Origin of the sequence: Methyloceanibacter stevinii (genome assembly GCF_001723355.1) — a bacterium.
GTDB classification, from domain to species: Bacteria; Pseudomonadota; Alphaproteobacteria; order Rhizobiales; family Methyloligellaceae; genus Methyloceanibacter; species Methyloceanibacter stevinii.
This window is the reverse complement of sequence record NZ_LPWE01000002.1, coordinates 49133-65595: the sequence shown is the minus strand read 5'-3', so window position 1 is coordinate 65595 and position 16463 is coordinate 49133. Positions and strand designations below refer to the sequence as shown.

The window sequence follows — 16463 nt, the reverse complement described above, 5'->3', positions numbered from 1 at the left end:
GATACCTTTAACGTTTCATTGCTCGAAACCGGCCCGCGAAAAAAAATGAGGCATACGGAACAGCTTAGCGCGGGGCGAGCGAGGTGATCATCTCGTTCACCACTTCGGCCATGAGCATGGCGGCGCCGAAGTCGAACTGGTTGATGGCGACGAAGGCGGCGACGCCCCGCGTCGGCGCGAAGGCGATGTAGGAAAACGTGCCTTGCAGACCGCCGGCCTTTTGCAGGATCAGCGGACGGTCGCCCTCGGGCATCATCACCACCCAGCCCAGGCTCATGGCGTCCATGTGGCCGGACTCGTCCATGCCGGACACGGGATTGAGATTGTCGCGGACAAGATAGGCCGCGTGATCGAGCATCCTGACTTCAGCGTCCTTTTCGCTGAGCCGGTCCAAGTGCCACTGCATCCAGCGCAGCAGGTCTTTCGGCGTGGAATACAGGCCGCCGGAGCCGACGATGACGTCTCCCGTCGGCACGTCACGCAGTGCCTTGCCGTCGAAGCCGTGTCCCTCCATCAGCCGTTTGCGCTGGTCGTCCGACAGCTCGAAGACCGTGTCGTTCATGCCGAGCGGGCCGGTGATGTGTTTGGCGAGGATTTCCGGGTAGGGCGTCTCGGCCGCTTCCGACAGGCCGATGGCGAGAAGGTCAAAAGCAAAATTCGAGTAGAGGATTCCCGTGCCTGGCGGGTAGAGCAGGTCGTTTTCACCGAGCCAGCCGGCGAAGGCCTTGCGCGTGATCGGAGCGAACGGATCGCCGACCGGGCCCGGTTTATGCGGGACTTCGCGGGGCAGACCTGCGGACTGGGTCGCGATGTCGATGAGCCGGATCTTCGATGTGTTCGGGTCCTTGCCAGTGCCGAGATCGGGGGCGAGCGACCCCAGCCGCTGAGTCAGTGACACCGTCCCATCGGCCGCGAGCGAGGCCAGGACCTGTCCCGTGAAGGCTTGGTGATCGATCCGATCCGCAGCACCGTGTCGCCGTCGGGTTCCTTGCCGCCGTCGATGCGCTCGCCGAAGCCTTGAATGGATGTCTCACCGTTCCGGACCGCACCGATCACCAGACCCGGGACCTTGGTCTGCAGGAACAGGACCGTGCCGGTGAACTCAACCGTTTCGTCGAGCAGGGGATCGGCGGCCGCGGGTGCCGATAGGCTTCCGGCTGCGAGAGCGCATCCGAGGAAACCAAGGATGGCGCTGCGAAAGCGGGACGGTGCGAATTGTATGGAAGTGGGCATATCCTTCGGGGCCTTCGGTGCTGCTAGTGTCGGTTCGAGGTTTTGTGGTCCAAGGCTCTTGGCAGGTCTTTATAGCCGCTTCGGAGCCCCGGCACATATGACGGAGACAGATCACTTGCGCCATGCGGTTTTGGCTTTACTCATCATCTTGGCGTTGCCGCCTCTCACCGGCCGCGCCGACACGGCAAATGAGGTGGCGGTGCTCCGAAGGCTCATGATCGAGCGGTTGGCCCTGATGGAGCAGGTCGCCGCCTACAAGTGGAACAACAAGCTTTCGATCGATGATCCGGTTCGCGAAGCGAATGTCCTCAAGGCCGCCATGGCGCGGTCGCGTGCTGCTGGGCTCGACCCGAAGACCGCGCAGCGCTTCATCGTGGCCCAGATGGAGGCTGCTAAGACCGTGCAGCGCTACTATTTTGATCTGTGGCGGCAACAGGCGGTCGCCCACGTGAACGGGGCATCGGACCTCGTCGCCGAATTACGTCCCAGGATTGGCGCGCTGTCGGTGGACCTGATCGCCGCCATGGCCAAGGGCGGGAGCCAGCTGGCGGATTGTTCGTCCACGTCGGTCCTGCGGCCGGTCCCGCAGGAATTGTCGAATGTGCCCCGGGCATGGAACATTGCCGTCGACGGTGTGTTGGGGGAGCGCGGGGACTGCCCGTAGTTCGGGAGTGCCGATCGCGTCGAGGCGCCGTTCATACTTTTCTAACCGAGACGCCGGTTTCACCCGATTATTGCCCTGGTTTTATGACAATTCGCGCTTACCTATAGTGGAAGCCATTCCGAAACCTCAAATTTGTACGTTGCGATCATGAAACAGATTGCCCTATTCGCCACCGCTACTCTTGTCTCGTTGTCTGTTGCGGGCTGCGCGGTCGAGGTGCCGATGTCGGCCTTCCAATTGGGGCCGCTGAGCGCGGAGCAGGACGCGGCCGCGAAACCTCAACAGAATCCGAACGCCGAGCCCCCCCGCTAGCAACAAGGGCCGTTGCGCTTGGCGCATAGCGCAGGGCCAAGTCGCCGGAGCATTGCTGCTCCGGGACCATGGGGCTGTCTCTATCCAGATATATTCCGGTGCGGGTGGTCCGAACGAGGTGCGGTGCTAGGCGAAGTCGGAGAGCTTTCCGAAGTGGTCGGCCAGCAGGTAGCAGACTGTCACCCGGTTCTTGTTGCGGACGTCCTTCAGCTTGTCGCCGACCGTCGCAATGGCGCCATCGAGCTCCGCGTCCGACATGGTAAGGCCGAGCTTCTTCTTCAGGAACTTCTCGCGCACGCGCTCGAGCTCCGACTTGTCGGTGAAAGAGACGAGCGATGCGTCCCGGCTTTGCAGCGCAATGCCGCAGTGACGAACGATCCCGGCGATTGCGTTGTCGTCGGCATCCGGCACGTATTTTTTGACGTCTTCGCTCCAATCTGTGTCAGCCATCAATTCCTCCCGTAACGTTTTTGAAGTCTGCAAGCGCGTTGTGACAGCATCCTACGTGTGTAGGGTCCGCTTGTGACAAGACAATTGCATGCGTGCGCTAGAACGTACCAGCTGTCGCGCGGGCTTAACGGTCGATCTTGGTGATCTTCGAGCCTTCGAGCGTCAGGTTGTACATGAGGCCCTTCGGATCGAGCACGAAACCGATGACGGGCTGCGTGATCTTGTCGGTGTCGATGGATCCGCCGGCGCCCAACGTGATGATCGCCACCGAGGCATCCACGCCGATCTTGAAGCCTGAGAGGCTGTAGAACTGATCGAGCGCATCCTGGGTCATGAACATGATGATGACCGAGCGTTCCTGCACGCCGAGCTGAAAGCCGAACGACGCTCCGACCAGATTGTAGTAGCCGGCCGGCTGCTGATCGACGATCAGCATGCCTTCGCCGTATTCGCCGCCAATGCCGAAGCCGGCCTTGACGACCGACGGGAACACCAGAATGCCCACGGCCTTGTTGGCAAGCGGCTTGGCCCCGCCGATCCGATCGACGAAGCGATGCAGCGTGTCGTTGACGTCGTCCTCGATCTCCTGGCCCGAGGCCGCCTCTGCGGGCGACGACGCGGACAAGGATGGGCCAAACGCGAGGAAGGCAGCAAACAGACTCGTAGTCAGGAATTTCATGACGCAGCTCCTTAAGGTCCCCCGGTCCGCCCTATAGGGCTGCATTGTGGCAGAGCTTCGCCCTGCCTGGGACAACAATCGGCGGGTCTATTGCTTAATGTTGCTTCCGACCGGCGCAACGAAGCGGACGGTGACGGCGCCCCCTCTGCCGCTCTAAAGTCCCCGGATGAAAGAGATCGCCGGAATCATCCTTCGCGGGAGGGCAGTCGCGACGCATGGGCGGCGGCGACAAGAGCCTACTTCCACTGTCTGACAGGCCTGTCCTGGCGGAGGTCGTCGACCGTCTTGCCCCGCAAGTCGGGCCCCTGGTCCTGAGCGCAAACGGCGACCCCGGCCGCTTCGCCGCCTTCGGCTTACCTGTCGTACCGGATACGCTCGAGGGATTTCACGGGCCGCTCGCCGGCATCGAGGCCGGGCTGTCCTGGGTGCGGGCCGAATGTCCCGGTGTTGCTTTCGCCGTGACCGTGCCCGGCGATACGCCCTTCATCCCGGCGGACCTTGTGACGCGCCTCGCGGACGGGAAGGGCACGGCCGCGATGGCGGTCGCTGTTTCGGCTGTGGGGCTTCATCCCGTTGTCGGGCTCTGGCCCGTGGGGATAGCGGATGCTCTTGCGGACGCCTTGGCGCGCGGGGAGCGCAGGGCAAGCCAATTCGTCCGGGAGGAAGGCGCCGCTGAAGTTTCCTTCGCGCCTGTCTCGATTGCCGGGAGCGAGGTCGATCCGTTCTTCAATATCAATACGTCGGAGGATCTCGACTACGCCCGTGATTTGGCGGCGCGTGCCTAGGAATCAGGGGGCCGCGCCTGTTAGGCCACGTCGCTTTTCGAGGCACCGGCGATGCGGTGCGGGTGGGTGAAGACTTCGAACCCGTCTTTCCGGGCGACGGCGGCCAATGTCATGCCGCACGCCTCCGCCATGCGCACGGCAAGGGCCGTCGGCGCCGACACGGCAACGACAAGGGGCGCACCGATCATGGCCGATTTCTGAATCATCTCGATGGAGACCCGGCTCGTCAGAACGACGATGCCTTGGGCCGCGTTGCCGCCGTTGCGCACGCAGGCGCCGGCAAGCTTATCGAGTGCATTGTGACGACCTACGTCCTCGCGCACGGCAACGAGGCCGCGTGCCGGCTCCCAAAAGCCCGCGGCGTGGACCGCGCGCGTCTCGCGATTGATCTCCTGATGGGTGGCAAGCGATGCCACGGCCGTCATGATCTCGTTCGGTGTCAGCACCTGACCCTGGCCCACCTCGGGAGGGGGCCGCATGGCTTCGTTCAGGCTCTCGACGCCACAAAGACCGCAGCCCGTGGGACCCGCGATCTTGCGGCGGCGCCCCAAGAACTCGGCCGCGTCCTTCGCTTTCAGCCACACACGCAGCTCGATACCGGTGTCGTCCTCGATGATCTCGACCGTGTCGATGGCGTCCGGCGACGTCACGATCCCTTCGGTGAGGGCAAAGCCGACCGCAAAGTCTTCGAGATCCTGAGGGGTCGCCATCATCACCGCGTAGGACGCCGTATTGAACGTAAAGGCGATCGCGGTCTCTTCGGGGATCGCGCGCGTGCCGGCGGTCATCGTTTGCGAGGCGGAATCCGAGCGCCAGATCGAGCAGGGACGCGGACGATGGGCTTGATCATAAGGCACTCCCGGGCCGGCCCGTGATCGAAGGCGGCCGCTAGAGAATCACTTCTCTTAGATAGTGGAACATATCAGCCTTCACCACCGGGTGCGGGAGGCGAATAAAGCGGTGGAATTCAAGGGGATTCACTTATCGTCCGGCGTCGACACGGCTGAGTTGCTATAATTCTATGCACTTTCCGCGGGCGGGGGCCTGCGGCAACAACATGTCTTCAGGGAGGAAATGAAGATGGCTGGTATGACCGCCTCAAAGAGTCAGTCCGATATCTGGTGGGTGTTCTTGCTCGAAGGGATCGCATCGATCCTGTTCGGGTTCTTGCTGATTACCCGGCCCGCGGAAACGCTGGTCGCTCTTGTGATCTTCCTTGGTCTGTATTGGTTGTTCATCGGTGTGCTTGAGCTGGTGCGCGTGTTCGTGGACGACACCGTGCCTTGGTACTGGTCTCTCATCATCGGCGTCTTGGGCATTCTGGCCGGTATCATCGTCCTCAGGCACCCGCTCTTCTCCGCGATCATCTTGCCGACGGCCATCGTCCTGTGGCTCGGCATCCTCGGCGTCGTGATCGGTGTCATCGGGATCATCGGGTCGTTTACCGGCGGCGGGATCGGCTCCTTCATATTCGGCGTGGTGAATTTGATCATTGGCGTTATCCTGCTCGGTGCGCCAATCCCCGCGGCCGTGGCCGTTCCGATCGTTTTCGGAGCGCTCCTACTGATCCAGGGCGTGATCCTGATCGTATACGCCTTCAATATCCGCGAATAGCGCGTCTCCTGATCGGGCGCCTTCTCGCGGCCGCCCATAGGGCGGAATGAGAAGCTTCTTGCGGGGAGGAGGGTGTCAGAGTGCAGTTGCAGCGTAGAACCCTCCTCGCAAGTCTCTTTCTTGCGGTTCTGATTGCCGCGCCCACGGATCCCGGCGCGGCGCAGGACCAAAAAACTCCGTGCACGGAAGATGCGATGATCGTCTTCGACGCCTCGGGCTCGATGGCGGGGAATCTCGGTCAGGGCATCATGACCGAGAAGCCGCGCATCTTCGAAGTGCGCCGCGCGCTCTCGCGCGTTCTGCCGAGCATCACCCAATATCGCAAAGTGGGCCTGATCACCTACGGTCCGGGACCCTACCGGCAGTGCAATGTCCACCTCGACCTGAAGCCGATCGCCGATGCCGCCGAGCCCATCATGACTGTGGTCTCAGGACTGAACCCGGCCGGCAAGACGCCCTTGACCGAAGCCGTGGAGCAGGCGGCCGACGTACTCGATCATCGGAGGAAGCCCGGTGTCGTGGTGCTTCTCACGGATGGCGAGGAGACGTGCAACCGCGATCCTTGCGCCTTGGGAAAGAAGCTCACGGCGACCAGCAGCAATCTCACCGTGCACGTCATCGGCTTCCAAATGAAGAACTTCACCTGGACCGGCGAGACGAGCGTATTGGACGTCAAATGCCTCGCGAAGGAGACCGGAGGTCTCTACATCTCGGCGCAGAACGAGGAAGACCTCGTCAAAGCCTTCCAGCAAACCCTCGGCTGCCCCATCATGTCGGGCTTGGAGATGATGTCGGCCTTGGACTCGCGCCGCTTTTTGGCCGATAAGTCTTCCGGGTTCGCTGTCGGTCCATAGACAGCCACGGGCTCGCGAGTTTCTGGGCGAGGGAATTTCATGACTGGGATGGGTTTTATCGGGCGCTGCTGCCTTGTTCTCATGGCGGTCTGCCTGTTGCCGCTCGAGGGGCGTGCCGCCGACGAGGTGGTACCCTGCACCGAAGACGCCATGATCGTCTTTGACGCATCTGGTTCGATGGCGGGCAGTCTTGCCGAGGGTATCGGCGCGAAGATCCGGCGCATCGACGAGGTGCGGAAAGCTTTGGCCCAGGCGCTTCCGCGCGTCACCCATTTTCGGAAGATCGGGCTCATCACCTACGGTCCCGGCCCCTATCAGCAATGCAACGTGAATCTCGACTTGAAGCCGACTGCCGACGCCGCCCAGCCCATTCTGGACACGGTCGATAGTCTCAACCCGGCTGGCAAGACGCCCATGACCGAGGCGGTCGAGCAAGCGGCCGACGTGCTCGACTACAAAGCCAAGCCCGGAATCATCGTGGTTCTGACCGACGGTGAGGAGACCTGTGGCGGCGCGCCTTGCGACCTTGGCAAGAAGCTCAAGAACGAGGGCGCGCGGCTGACGGTGCACGTTATCGGCTTCCGCATGACAGCCTTCTGGACGGCGGCCCAGAGCGCACTCGACGTGCAATGTTTGGCCAAGGAAACGGGCGGCTCTATATCGCCACGAACAGCCAGGAAGAACTCGTCAAGGCGTCGAAAAGAACGCTCGGCTGCCCATGATGTCGGCCGTCGATCCGTCAGACCTCGAGCAGCACGCTTCCGCAGGCTGCGTTTGCACCCTTAGGGCAAAATCGGCGATAAGTGACCGGCCCCTGGGTTCGCCATGGGTCTGCCATCGGAAACGTTGCGAGCTGTCGTATGAAACGCCTTTTCGATTATCTCGCGTGCGCCGTGCTGCTGCTGTCAGGCGTCCTCGCCGGTGCGATGCCGGCCCGTGCGGCCGAGCAGCTGACGCCGTGCACCGAGGACGCAATGATCGTGTTCGACGCGTCCGGGTCCATGTCCGGAAATCTGGATCCCTTTTCGACCGTGGTGCAGTTGCGCATCGACGAAGTGCGCAAGGCGCTGCGGCGCGTCTTGCCGCGGGCGCAGCTGAACCGGAAGATCGGTTTGGTGACCTACGGTGCCGGCGCATACAATCAATGCAACGTGCAGCTGGAGCTCCGTCCGACACCGCAGGCGGCGGCGCCGATCATGCGCATCGTCGACGCCCTGCGTCCTGCCGGCAAGACACCGCTGACGCAGGCGATCGAACAGGCCGCCGAGGTCTTGGACTACCGTAACCAGCCCGGCGTGATCGTCGTCCTGACGGATGGCCAGGAGACGTGCGACGGGCACCCTTGCGAGCTGGGCAAGCGACTAGGCGCAGAGGCGCCCAATCTGACCGTGAACGTCATCGGCTTCCGGTTGCAGTCCGACTCGTGGCTCGGTGCGCAGAGTTATCTCGACGCCAAGTGTCTCGCCGAAGAGACAGGCGGAACCTATCTGACGTCCATGGCGAGGACGACCTCGTCAAAGCGTTCGAGCAGACGCTGGGTTGCCCCATGATGTCCATGCGGGACTCGCGCACGGTTCGTTAGAACCGGCTCAGTAGAGCAGGTAGGGAAGTCGCAGCGCCGAGAATTCCGCGACGCCTGTCGTCCAACTCTCCGCAATGTCCGTGACCGCGACTTGCGCTTCGACTTGTTCCCGGAGTTCCGGCGAGCCGGCCAAAATATCGATCGGCATTTTGTCGTGCTCGTACTCGTAAGGCCCTTCGCGCCATGCGAACTGTTCTGGCGCTAGTCCATAGCACTCGCGGATCAGCGCGGCGCCGGCGATCACGGGCTCGAAGGCTTCGCGCTCCGTGACGTGGATCTGGCAGCCGCCGCAGGGCGTCTTGGCGTGTTTCTGGAACGTGGGCTCGAAAACGACAGGGCGGAAATAGACACCGCCGAGACCGTGCGCGTTCATGCGTGCCGCCAGCGCTTCGGCATCGAGGTAGGGCGCACCGATCAGCTCGAAGGGCCGCGTGGTTCCGCGCCCTTCCGAAACCATCGTGCCCTCGAACAGCACCGTACCGGGATAGACGATCGCCGTTTCCAGCGTCGGCATGTTGGGGGAGGGCATGATCCACGGCACATCCGTGTCGTCGAAATAGTCCGTCCGGGACCAGCCTTCCATGGTCACGGTCTCGAGCGGCGCATCGATCTCGAAATGTTCGTTGAAGAGCTTGGCGAGCTCGGCGACGGTCATGCCGTGGCGCATGGGAATGGGAAACTGACCGACGAAGGATTCGTAGCCCGGTTCCAGCATGGGCCCCGCCACCGCAACGCCGCCGATCGGGTTGGGTCGGTCGCACACGATCACGGGCGTTCCCGTCTTGGCGGCCGCGCGCAGGCAGTTCGCCATCGTGTAGATGAAGGTGTAGATGCGCGCGCCCACGTCCTGCAGGTCGATCACGAGCACATCGATAAGATCGAGCATCTCCTCGGTCGGCTCGCGGGTCTCGCTGTAGAGCGAGAAGATCGGAACGCCCCGCTTGGGGTCGGTCGCGTGCGGCGTCTCGATCATGTTGTCCTGCAGATCGGAGTTGAAGCCGTGCTGAGGACCGAAGATCGCCGCAAGGTCGAACGTATCCGAGGCTGCAAGCTGGTCGACGATGTGGCGGTAGTCGTGATCGACCGAGGCGGGATTGGCGAGAATCCCGACTTTCAGCCCATTGAGCCGGCCTGAGGCGAGAAGGCGTTCGGAACCGAGCAGCATGGCCTAGAGCCCTCCTAGCGAGCCGCGGCGCGGTTGCGCATCGAAAATCGGGTGGTGCGGCATTCTGTTCTCCCCCATGCGCAGACCGTTGCTCGCGGCCGAGCGGCGTCTATCGCCAAGCGCCGCCAAGGACTTAACCGGAGTCGCCCGATCTTTCCACGCCCCAATTTCGCAAGCCTCCCCGCCATTCCCGTCCTTGGGGCTGGCGATGGGGCCAATTTTGCGACAAAAAGCCGGGCAAGGAACACCCTCTTGAAGAGGGGCAAGCAAAGCAACTCGGGGCCCGGCAGGGCAATTCACCGCTTAAGCAGGCGGGACAGCGTTGAGAGGATTATCGGAATGGCGGATCAGATTCGGACGGCGGTCGTGGGCACCGGGTATTTCGGACGGTTCCACGCAAATCACTACACGAAGAACCCCGATGCGAAGCTGGTTGCCGTCGTCGATTCCAACCCCGATCGGGCCAAGGCGATGGCCGATGAGTTCGGCGCCGAAGCGGTGACGGACCACCGCGAGATCTACGACAAGGTCGATGCGGTGAGCGTGGCCGTACCCACGCCGTTCCATTTCGACGTGGCGCGCGACCTGATCGATGCAGGGCTTCACGTCAATATCGAAAAGCCGATCACCGAGACGGTCGAGCAGGCGCAGGTTCTGACGAAGCTGGCCGAGGAGCGCGGCACCGTGCTGCAGGTCGGCCATATCGAACGCTACTCCGCCGCCTACCGGGTCATCTCTGAGAAGATCGACCGCCCGCTTTATCTCGAGAGCTATCGGATTGCGCCCTGGAAGGCGCGCGGCGTGGACGTGGACGTCATTCTCGATCTGATGATCCACGACATCGACATGATCATCGGTCTGGTCGGCTCGCCCGTCTCGAGTGTCGACGCGGTCGGCACCGGCGTCATGGGCCGTAAGGTCGACATCGCCAATGCGCGGATCAATTTCGAATCCGGCTGCGTGGCGAACGTCACCACGAGCCGGATCAGCTACAAGACCGAGCGGCGCTTGCGCGTCTTCTCGCACAGCCAATATCTCAACTGCGATCTGGGTGAGCGGAAGATCTTCGGCTACAGCCTGTGCGGCGATCCCATGACCGAAGGGCTCGCGGCTATCGCCACGGACACGGTGGACATTCCGCAGGAAGACAGCCTCGGCAACGAGATCGCCTCCTTCCTGGACTGCGTACGGACCGGGAAGAAGCCGTTCGTGGACGGCTATGCGGGGTCGGAGGCGTTGCGCGTTGCCGTGATGATCAACGAGAGCATCGATGCGCAGCTCAAGAAGGTCCAGGCCTGGCTCACACCGGGCTCGCCTGTCTCCGTCTCTGCCAAAAGCTAGGCGGTTCGCGCTCAGGTTTCGCGGTTCGCGATAAGATCGAGCACGACTTTTGCGGCGCGCTTGCTCGGCGGCGGATCGGCGTCGCCGAGAACGTGCAAGCACCGTCGGCGAGCCTCCTGCTGCGCGGCGCGCGCCTCGGGAGAACCTAGCAGAGTTCCGACTTTCTCCGCGACGGCCGCGGGTGTGCAGTCTTCCTGTATGAGTTCGGGGACCACCTCGCGATCGGTGAGCAGGTTCACGAGCGAGGCGTATTTCACGGCGATGGGCATGCGGCGCACGATGAACACGGTGAGGGCACTCACGCGGTAGGCCACAGCCATGGGGACGCGCGCGAGGCCAAGCTCCAACGTCACCGTGCCGGATTTCGCCATGGCGACGTCGCTTGCCGCAAAGGCATCGAAACGTTCTGCAGGATTCTTCACATGCAGGACTGGCAGCGGCCAGTCCTTCGTTTGCTCTTCGACTTGTTCCGCAACATTGGGCGCGACGGGGATCACGATCTGAAGGTCCGGATAGCGCTCGGCTAAGAGCGACACCGCCTCGGCGAAGACCGGCAGCATGCGCCGCACTTCGCTGTTCCGGCTTCCCGGCACCACGCACAGCACGGTTGCTGCATCCGCGATGCCATGCGTCTTGCGGAAGGCCTTGCCGTCGCCGGCCAGAGCGGATTCGATCGCGGGGTGGCCCACATAGCTCGTCGGCAGTCCGTGTTCGGCGAAGAACGGTACCTCGAAGGGCAGCAACGCCATGAGATGGTTCACGCGTTTGCCCAGTGTCTTGGCTCGGCCCGCGCGCCAGGCCCAGGCTTGCGGCGCCACGTAGTGCACGATCGGAATGCCCGACCCGCGCAGCTTGTCCGCGACGCGCAACGTGAAGCTCGGCGCATCGACCGTCACCACGATATCGGGCTTCATCTCGCGGATCGTCGCCGCGGTCTCATTCATCCGCCGAAGGAGGCGCGGAAGATGCGGCACGACCTCGGCAATGCCGATCAGTGCCAGCTCGCGCATGGGAAACAGGCTCTTCAGCCCTTGCGCCTCGCTTTGCGGGCCTCCGATGCCGGCGATCTGGATGCGGCCGCCGGTCATTTCCCTCAGGGCGGCGATCAGTCGTCCGGCGAGATTGTCGCCGGAGGGTTCGCCCGCGATGATAAAGACCAGCGGCTCCTGCCGATTCATGCTATGCTCCGATTTGTATTCGTCAGCCCTAGGACTTAGGGCAGGCGGGGGCCGTTGTTCCAGAAAAATTGGCCACGACGCGTGTCGTATCCCCGACAACCCATGTCGTCGGCATGCTGTGGCGGTCCCACAAGCCTCTGAAATGTTGGTGAGATTTTCCGCTGGCGCAAACCTTGCTCCACAGGGCGGAAACTCTTGTAGCGAGAAGGACGTCAGGACGAATGGCGAAAGTAATCTTCTATGAAAAGCCCGGATGCGGCGGAAATGCACGGCAGAAGGCCCTGCTGAAGGCGTCGGGCCACGAACTGGACGTGCGCGACCTTCTGAGCGAGGCCTGGACGCCCGAAACGTTGCGGCTTTTCTTCGGCACGCGCCCCATCAGCTCGTGGTTCAACCCATCGGCGCCGCGAATCAAATCCGGGGAAATCAACCCGGACATGATTGGGGCGAGCAAGGCGCTCGCGATGATGATCGAGGATCCGCTGCTGATTCGCCGGCCACTGATTCAGGTCGGCACGCGCCGCGAAACTGGTTTCGAACAGGATCAGGTGGATATCTGGATCGGTCTATCGAAAACGCGCGAGCGGGTGGATGAAACCTGCTTGAAATCGAAAGCAGGCGTCTAGGCTTCAGCGGCGGCGAGGCACGGCATTGGGCGTGCCGGGGCTGCTCACTCGACGCGGATGCGGAATGTCGCGCTGAACGTATCGCCGGGGGAGACGAGCCGCAGCCCGTCTTCGCTGATGAGCGCGTTGGCGGGCGCCGTCATGGGCTCGAAGGCGAGGTAGTTCTGATCGTGCGGCGCATAAACCTGCGTGTGCGTGTAGCCGTCGAGCAGGTCCACGGAGATCTGGTGGCCGCCATAGGCAATCGAGAGCGTCGCCTGGGGTTCCAGGAGCGCGAACCCGTCGTCGAAGCTCCGCATACCGAGCAACGCATCGAGACCTGGATAGGGCTCCGAGGCGCCGGTCGGAATCTGGCGGGCATCCAGCGTGAGGTGGCGCATTTCCGGCAGACGGATATGCCAGTTCGCGCGATCTTCCTCGAAGCCGAAATAGGGGTGAAAGCCGAAACTCACCGGCACATCGATATCGCCCGTCGCCGTCAGCGCGGTCTTGATGCTCAAGCTGCCGGGCTCGACGGTAGCGCTCAGCGTCAACTGACAGGGATAGGGAAACACGGCGAGGCCCTGAGGATGGGACCAGTCGAGCCGTGCCGTCAGTGTGGTGTCCGAAACATCGGCGACGGCCCATTTGAGGTGCGGCCACATCAGCCCGTGCATGGGCAGCCCGTTCTCGTCGTAGCGCAACACGAGCGAATGCGGCGGCAGCGTCACGCCGCGCCCCGCAACCTCGTATTGAAAGTCCGCGAGCCGGTTGGCGAAGGGAAACAGGAACGGAATGCCTACGGTGCGATTGGCAGCTGCGGCGACGATGAGGTTGTCGACGCGCCGCAAGGCTTCCAGACCATCTCTCTTCAGCGAAATGCCGATCATGCCGTAGCTGGGGAGAAAGACAGCGTCGGTGTCGCCGGCTGCGATGCGGGTGGCATTGGGGTCGCCGAGAAGGTTGGGGATGTGCGTCTCAGTCACAAGCGTTTCCTTCCGCGTGACGCGACTATCGGACCGTCAGTGTCCCGCTCATCACAGAGATACACCGTCCACCGACCTTTGTCGCCGTGACAACGCCGCCGCGCTTCGCGGCCATCGCTTCCACCAAGCTCGGACGCCCCATATCGACGCCTTGCCCGATCCGTGCTTTCAGGACGAGGTCCGGCTTGCTGTTAAGATGCGCCAAGAGACCGATCAAGGCCACATTGGCCGAGCCCGTCGCCGGATCCTCGGGAATGCCGTGGAGCGGCGCAAACATGCGGGCCTGGATAGGCGGATCGTTCGAGGGTTCGCGAACATACAGAAACAGACCGTCGGCCGTCTCGCGCGGGAGCTGCGCCTCGAACGCGGCTTCGTTGGGCTTGGCTGCCCGCAAGGCGGCTCGGTCCCGGAGCTGCGTGAACACGAACGGGTTGCCCGCGCTCGCAATCAGCGGAAGGTGCCGGCTCTGCTCGATGGCATGGGTGGGCAGTCCGCACAGCGCCGCGACGACGCCCGGCGCCACGCCCGACCCAATCTTGAGCGGGCTGCGGGGCCGCCACATGGGCCCCGACGATACCGGCGCCGTTGCGCAGCACGTTGATCGTGACCAGGCCGCCAAGTTCCTCGACGTGAGCTTGTCGTCGGCGTAAGCCTTTCCCCGGCGTTCCGCCTCGGAGGCCAGGACATAGGCCGTGCCTACATTCGGATGGCCCGCGAAGGGCAGTTCCGCGCGCGGCGTGAAGATGCGGATACGCGCCGTGTGGGCCGGATCCTGTGGGCGCAGCACGAACGTGGTCTCGGACAGATTGAACTCGGCCGCCACCGCCTGCATTTGCTCCGTCGTGAGCGCATCGGCGCCATGGACGACGGCAAGCGGGTTGCCGCCGAACTGGTGCTCGGCGAAGACATCGACGGTGTTGAAGCGATAAAGCGTCATGTCAGCGCAGTCCCATACAGATCCGTGCGGCGGTCCCGGAAGAACCCCCAGTCCGCGCGATAGGCGGCGATCTCGTCGAGATCGAATGTCGCCAATATCACGCCTTCGGCGTCGTCTCCCATGTCGGCGACGATCTCGCCTGTGTGATCGGCGGCGAAGGAGTGCCCGTAATAGCGTTGGCGCATCCCGTCATTGTCTTCCTCGCCCACGCGGTTCGCGGCAATGACGGGGATGGCGTTGGCAACGGCGTGGCCCTGCATGACCCGGCGCCAGCGTCCGCTTGTGTTCAAGTCGTTGTCATAGGGCTCCGAGCCGATGGCGGTGGGGTAAAGCAGGAGCTCTGCACCCTGGAGCACCATCGCCCGCGCCGCCTCCGGGTACCATTGGTCCCAGCAAATGCCGACGCCGATCGTGCCGTGCTTTGTGCGCCATGCCTTGAACCCCGTGTTGCCGGGCCGGAAGTAGTACTTCTCCTGATAGCCCGGGCCGTCGGGAATATGGCTCTTGCGGTACACGCCGAGGATTGTCCCGTCCGCATCGGCGATGGCGACGCTGTTGTAGAAATGGGGCCCGTCCTTCTCGAAGAAGGAGATGGGAATGACGACGTTGAGGTCGTTTGCGAGCGCAGCGAACGTCCGCACGCACGGGTGCTCGTTCACGGCATAGGCTGTCTCGAACCATTTCGGATCCTGGCGGGTCGGGAAATAGATGCCCTGAAACAGTTCGGGCGGCAGAACGACCTCAGCACCCTGGGCAGCCGCCTCGCGGATTAGGGCTTCGACCCGCGCGATGTTGGCGGTCATGTCAGGACCCAAGGCGGCTTGAACCGCTGCAACTGTCACCTGGCGCGCCATGACCTATTCCTACTGGCCTGTCCTTACGGCCCGTTCCAACTATCCGACCTGATCGGTCCCTTGCTGAGATAAGAGACGCCCGCGGGTGAAGTCCGGTTCCTCGCGGGTGATGCAATGGAAGGCGCCGCCGCCGGCGTCTCCTGCTCCGAGAAGCCCTGAAGCGGGAAGCCCGACAACCTTGCGGTCCGGAAACACGGCTTGCAAGCGCTCGAGCGCGTCCGCTTGCGTATTTGTGTCGAAGACCGGCACGACCACAATGCCGTTCGCGATGGCAAAGTTAAGGTGGGATGCGGGCGCCACCTCGCCGAGCGCGTTGAGAACGAGGCCGGGGCCGGGGATCTCTATGACCTCGATGGCGCGCCCGTCGGCATCGGTTGCGCCTGCGAGGTTACGCGCGATCGCCTCGAACACCGCGGCGTTCGGGTCGTCCGGGCCCGCCGGTTCTTGGATGACGATGCGGGCCGGCCCGACAAATCTGGCAATGTTGTCGATGTGACCGTCAGTGTGGTCACCTGTGAGCCCCTCGTCGATCCAGAGAATTTTACGTGCACCGAGGCTTGTGCGTAGCGCCGCTTCGGCATCGCCTTGCGACCAGCCGTTCCGATTCAGGTTCAGCAGCGTTTGCCTTGTGGTGAGGATCGTGCCCGCCCCGTCATGGTCGATGGCGCCGCCCTCGAGCACGAAATCGAAGCCCTGCGTGGCAACGCCCGCGAGCCTTGCGATGTCGTCACCGACGCTCTCGTCGCCCGGGAGCGAGAATTTCCCGCCCCAGCCATTGGTGCGGAAACGCAGAGCGAAAGGCTCGCCCCGCGCCGTGGCAAAAAGGGGGCCGGTGTCGCGCAGCCAGATGTCTCCGTACTTCGCGGGAACAATGTCCGCGACGTCTCCGACCGCGCTCTCGGCTGACTGCTGCGCTTCCGGGCCGTCGACGAGGAGACGAACTTGGTTGTCCGGCGCGAGTGCATGTACCAGCGCCGCCACGTCTCGTCGGGGCGAATCGAGGTCGCCGTTCCATTCTTCGGCCGCAGCCGGCCACGCGGTCCAGATCGCCTTCTGCGGCGCCCATTCGGGGAGGAGGTGGATATCGGCCGAGGGCCAATCTGTCGTCGAGGGGTGCAAAGGCGGCCGAGCCTGTGAATTGTAGGTGGGAGCGGCAGGGCCGTGTTCGGGGCGCGCCGGAGTCCATGAATACCGGCGCGATGTTTAGGGCGCGGAATTTGGCCC

The 16463-nt window shown here is 63.2% G+C and carries 18 protein-coding genes and 1 pseudogene; 8 read left to right on the top strand and 11 right to left on the bottom strand.

Features of this window, described 5'->3' with window-relative positions; all coding sequences use genetic code 11:
* Positions 1-64: 64 nt before the first annotated feature.
* On the bottom strand, positions 65-898 hold the full coding sequence (locus tag AUC70_RS00930; RefSeq protein WP_244505439.1) for a serine hydrolase: 834 nt from the start codon (positions 896-898) through the stop codon (positions 65-67).
* Positions 889-1233: a hypothetical protein gene (locus AUC70_RS17670; protein ID WP_244505438.1), complete on the bottom strand. Its 345-nt coding sequence runs from the start codon at positions 1231-1233 to the stop codon at positions 889-891. Before AUC70_RS17670 ends, AUC70_RS00930 begins: the two co-directional genes overlap by 10 nt.
* 97 nt (positions 1234-1330) lie before the next feature.
* Between AUC70_RS17670 and aroQ the strand changes: the two genes are divergently transcribed.
* Entirely contained in the window at positions 1331-1897 is a 567-nt protein-coding gene (gene aroQ / locus AUC70_RS00925) for a gamma subclass chorismate mutase AroQ (protein ID WP_069443171.1), read from the top strand.
* A gap of 438 nt (positions 1898-2335) precedes the next feature.
* Here the strand turns inward: aroQ and AUC70_RS00915 are convergent, their stop codons facing one another.
* The gene (locus AUC70_RS00915) at positions 2336-2659 is read right to left on the bottom strand and encodes a DUF2853 family protein (protein ID WP_069443169.1); all 324 of its coding nucleotides are present in this window, start codon (positions 2657-2659) and stop codon (positions 2336-2338) included.
* A gap of 124 nt (positions 2660-2783) precedes the next feature.
* Positions 2784-3338, bottom strand: a complete 555-nt coding sequence (locus AUC70_RS00910) for a BPSL1445 family SYLF domain-containing lipoprotein (RefSeq protein WP_069443168.1) — start codon at positions 3336-3338, stop codon at positions 2784-2786.
* A gap of 166 nt (positions 3339-3504) precedes the next feature.
* On the opposite strand from AUC70_RS00910, the pseudogene mobA reads away from it, so the two are divergent.
* A pseudogene (mobA, locus tag AUC70_RS00905) lies at positions 3505-4123 on the top strand (molybdenum cofactor guanylyltransferase MobA).
* A 20-nt stretch (positions 4124-4143) separates the two neighbouring features.
* Here mobA and fdhD read toward each other — a convergent pair.
* On the bottom strand, positions 4144-4911 hold the full coding sequence (fdhD, locus tag AUC70_RS00900; protein ID WP_069443166.1) for a formate dehydrogenase accessory sulfurtransferase FdhD: 768 nt from the start codon (positions 4909-4911) through the stop codon (positions 4144-4146).
* Positions 4912-5203: 292 nt separating this feature from the next.
* Here fdhD and AUC70_RS00895 point away from each other — a divergent pair, with 292 nt between their 5' ends.
* The 4 genes from AUC70_RS00895 (at position 5204) to AUC70_RS00880 (ending at position 8141) form a co-directional block, all read left to right on the top strand.
* Positions 5204-5737, top strand: coding sequence for an HdeD family acid-resistance protein (locus AUC70_RS00895; RefSeq protein ID WP_206599284.1), 534 nt, complete (start codon positions 5204-5206; stop codon positions 5735-5737).
* Between the two features lie 86 nt (positions 5738-5823).
* Entirely contained in the window at positions 5824-6591 is a 768-nt protein-coding gene (locus tag AUC70_RS00890; protein WP_158007315.1) for a vWA domain-containing protein, read from the top strand.
* 39 nt (positions 6592-6630) lie between these two features.
* Positions 6631-7377 (top strand): vWA domain-containing protein, encoded by a 747-nt coding sequence (locus AUC70_RS00885; RefSeq protein ID WP_083241123.1) that lies wholly within the window; start codon positions 6631-6633, stop codon positions 7375-7377.
* A 74-nt stretch (positions 7378-7451) separates the two neighbouring features.
* A complete protein-coding gene (locus AUC70_RS00880) occupies positions 7452-8141 on the top strand; it encodes a vWA domain-containing protein (protein ID WP_083241122.1) in 690 nt (229 codons plus the stop codon).
* Between the two features lie 39 nt (positions 8142-8180).
* Here AUC70_RS00880 and AUC70_RS00875 read toward each other — a convergent pair whose 3' ends face one another.
* Positions 8181-9338 (bottom strand): exo-beta-N-acetylmuramidase NamZ family protein, encoded by a 1158-nt coding sequence (locus AUC70_RS00875; RefSeq protein ID WP_069443164.1) that lies wholly within the window; start codon positions 9336-9338, stop codon positions 8181-8183.
* A gap of 339 nt (positions 9339-9677) precedes the next feature.
* Between AUC70_RS00875 and AUC70_RS00870 the strand changes: the two genes are divergently transcribed.
* On the top strand, positions 9678-10679 hold the full coding sequence (locus AUC70_RS00870) for a Gfo/Idh/MocA family protein (protein ID WP_069443163.1): 1002 nt from the start codon (positions 9678-9680) through the stop codon (positions 10677-10679).
* A gap of 11 nt (positions 10680-10690) precedes the next feature.
* Here AUC70_RS00870 and lpxB read toward each other — a convergent pair whose 3' ends face one another.
* Positions 10691-11857: a lipid-A-disaccharide synthase gene (lpxB, locus tag AUC70_RS00865; RefSeq protein WP_069443162.1), complete on the bottom strand. Its 1167-nt coding sequence runs from the start codon at positions 11855-11857 to the stop codon at positions 10691-10693.
* A 221-nt stretch (positions 11858-12078) separates the two neighbouring features.
* Here lpxB and AUC70_RS00860 point away from each other — a divergent pair, with 221 nt between their 5' ends.
* Positions 12079-12483, top strand: a complete 405-nt coding sequence (locus AUC70_RS00860) for an ArsC/Spx/MgsR family protein (RefSeq protein WP_069443161.1) — start codon at positions 12079-12081, stop codon at positions 12481-12483.
* Between the two features lie 44 nt (positions 12484-12527).
* Here the strand turns inward: AUC70_RS00860 and AUC70_RS00855 are convergent, their stop codons facing one another.
* Genes AUC70_RS00855 through AUC70_RS00840 form a run of 4 tightly spaced genes read right to left on the bottom strand, consistent with a single transcriptional unit; the run spans position 12528 to position 16358 of the window.
* Positions 12528-13448, bottom strand: coding sequence for an aldose 1-epimerase (locus AUC70_RS00855; protein ID WP_083241121.1), 921 nt, complete (start codon positions 13446-13448; stop codon positions 12528-12530).
* Between the two features lie 25 nt (positions 13449-13473).
* A complete protein-coding gene (locus tag AUC70_RS00850) occupies positions 13474-14385 on the bottom strand; it encodes a PhzF family phenazine biosynthesis protein (RefSeq protein ID WP_244505437.1) in 912 nt (303 codons plus the stop codon).
* Complete coding sequence (aguB, locus tag AUC70_RS00845; RefSeq protein ID WP_069443160.1) at positions 14382-15239, bottom strand: N-carbamoylputrescine amidase; 858 nt, start codon at positions 15237-15239, stop codon at positions 14382-14384. The genes AUC70_RS00850 and aguB overlap by 4 nt, the downstream gene beginning before the upstream one ends.
* A gap of 39 nt (positions 15240-15278) precedes the next feature.
* Positions 15279-16358 (bottom strand): agmatine deiminase family protein, encoded by a 1080-nt coding sequence (locus AUC70_RS00840; RefSeq protein ID WP_244505436.1) that lies wholly within the window; start codon positions 16356-16358, stop codon positions 15279-15281.
* Positions 16359-16463: the final 105 nt, after the last annotated feature.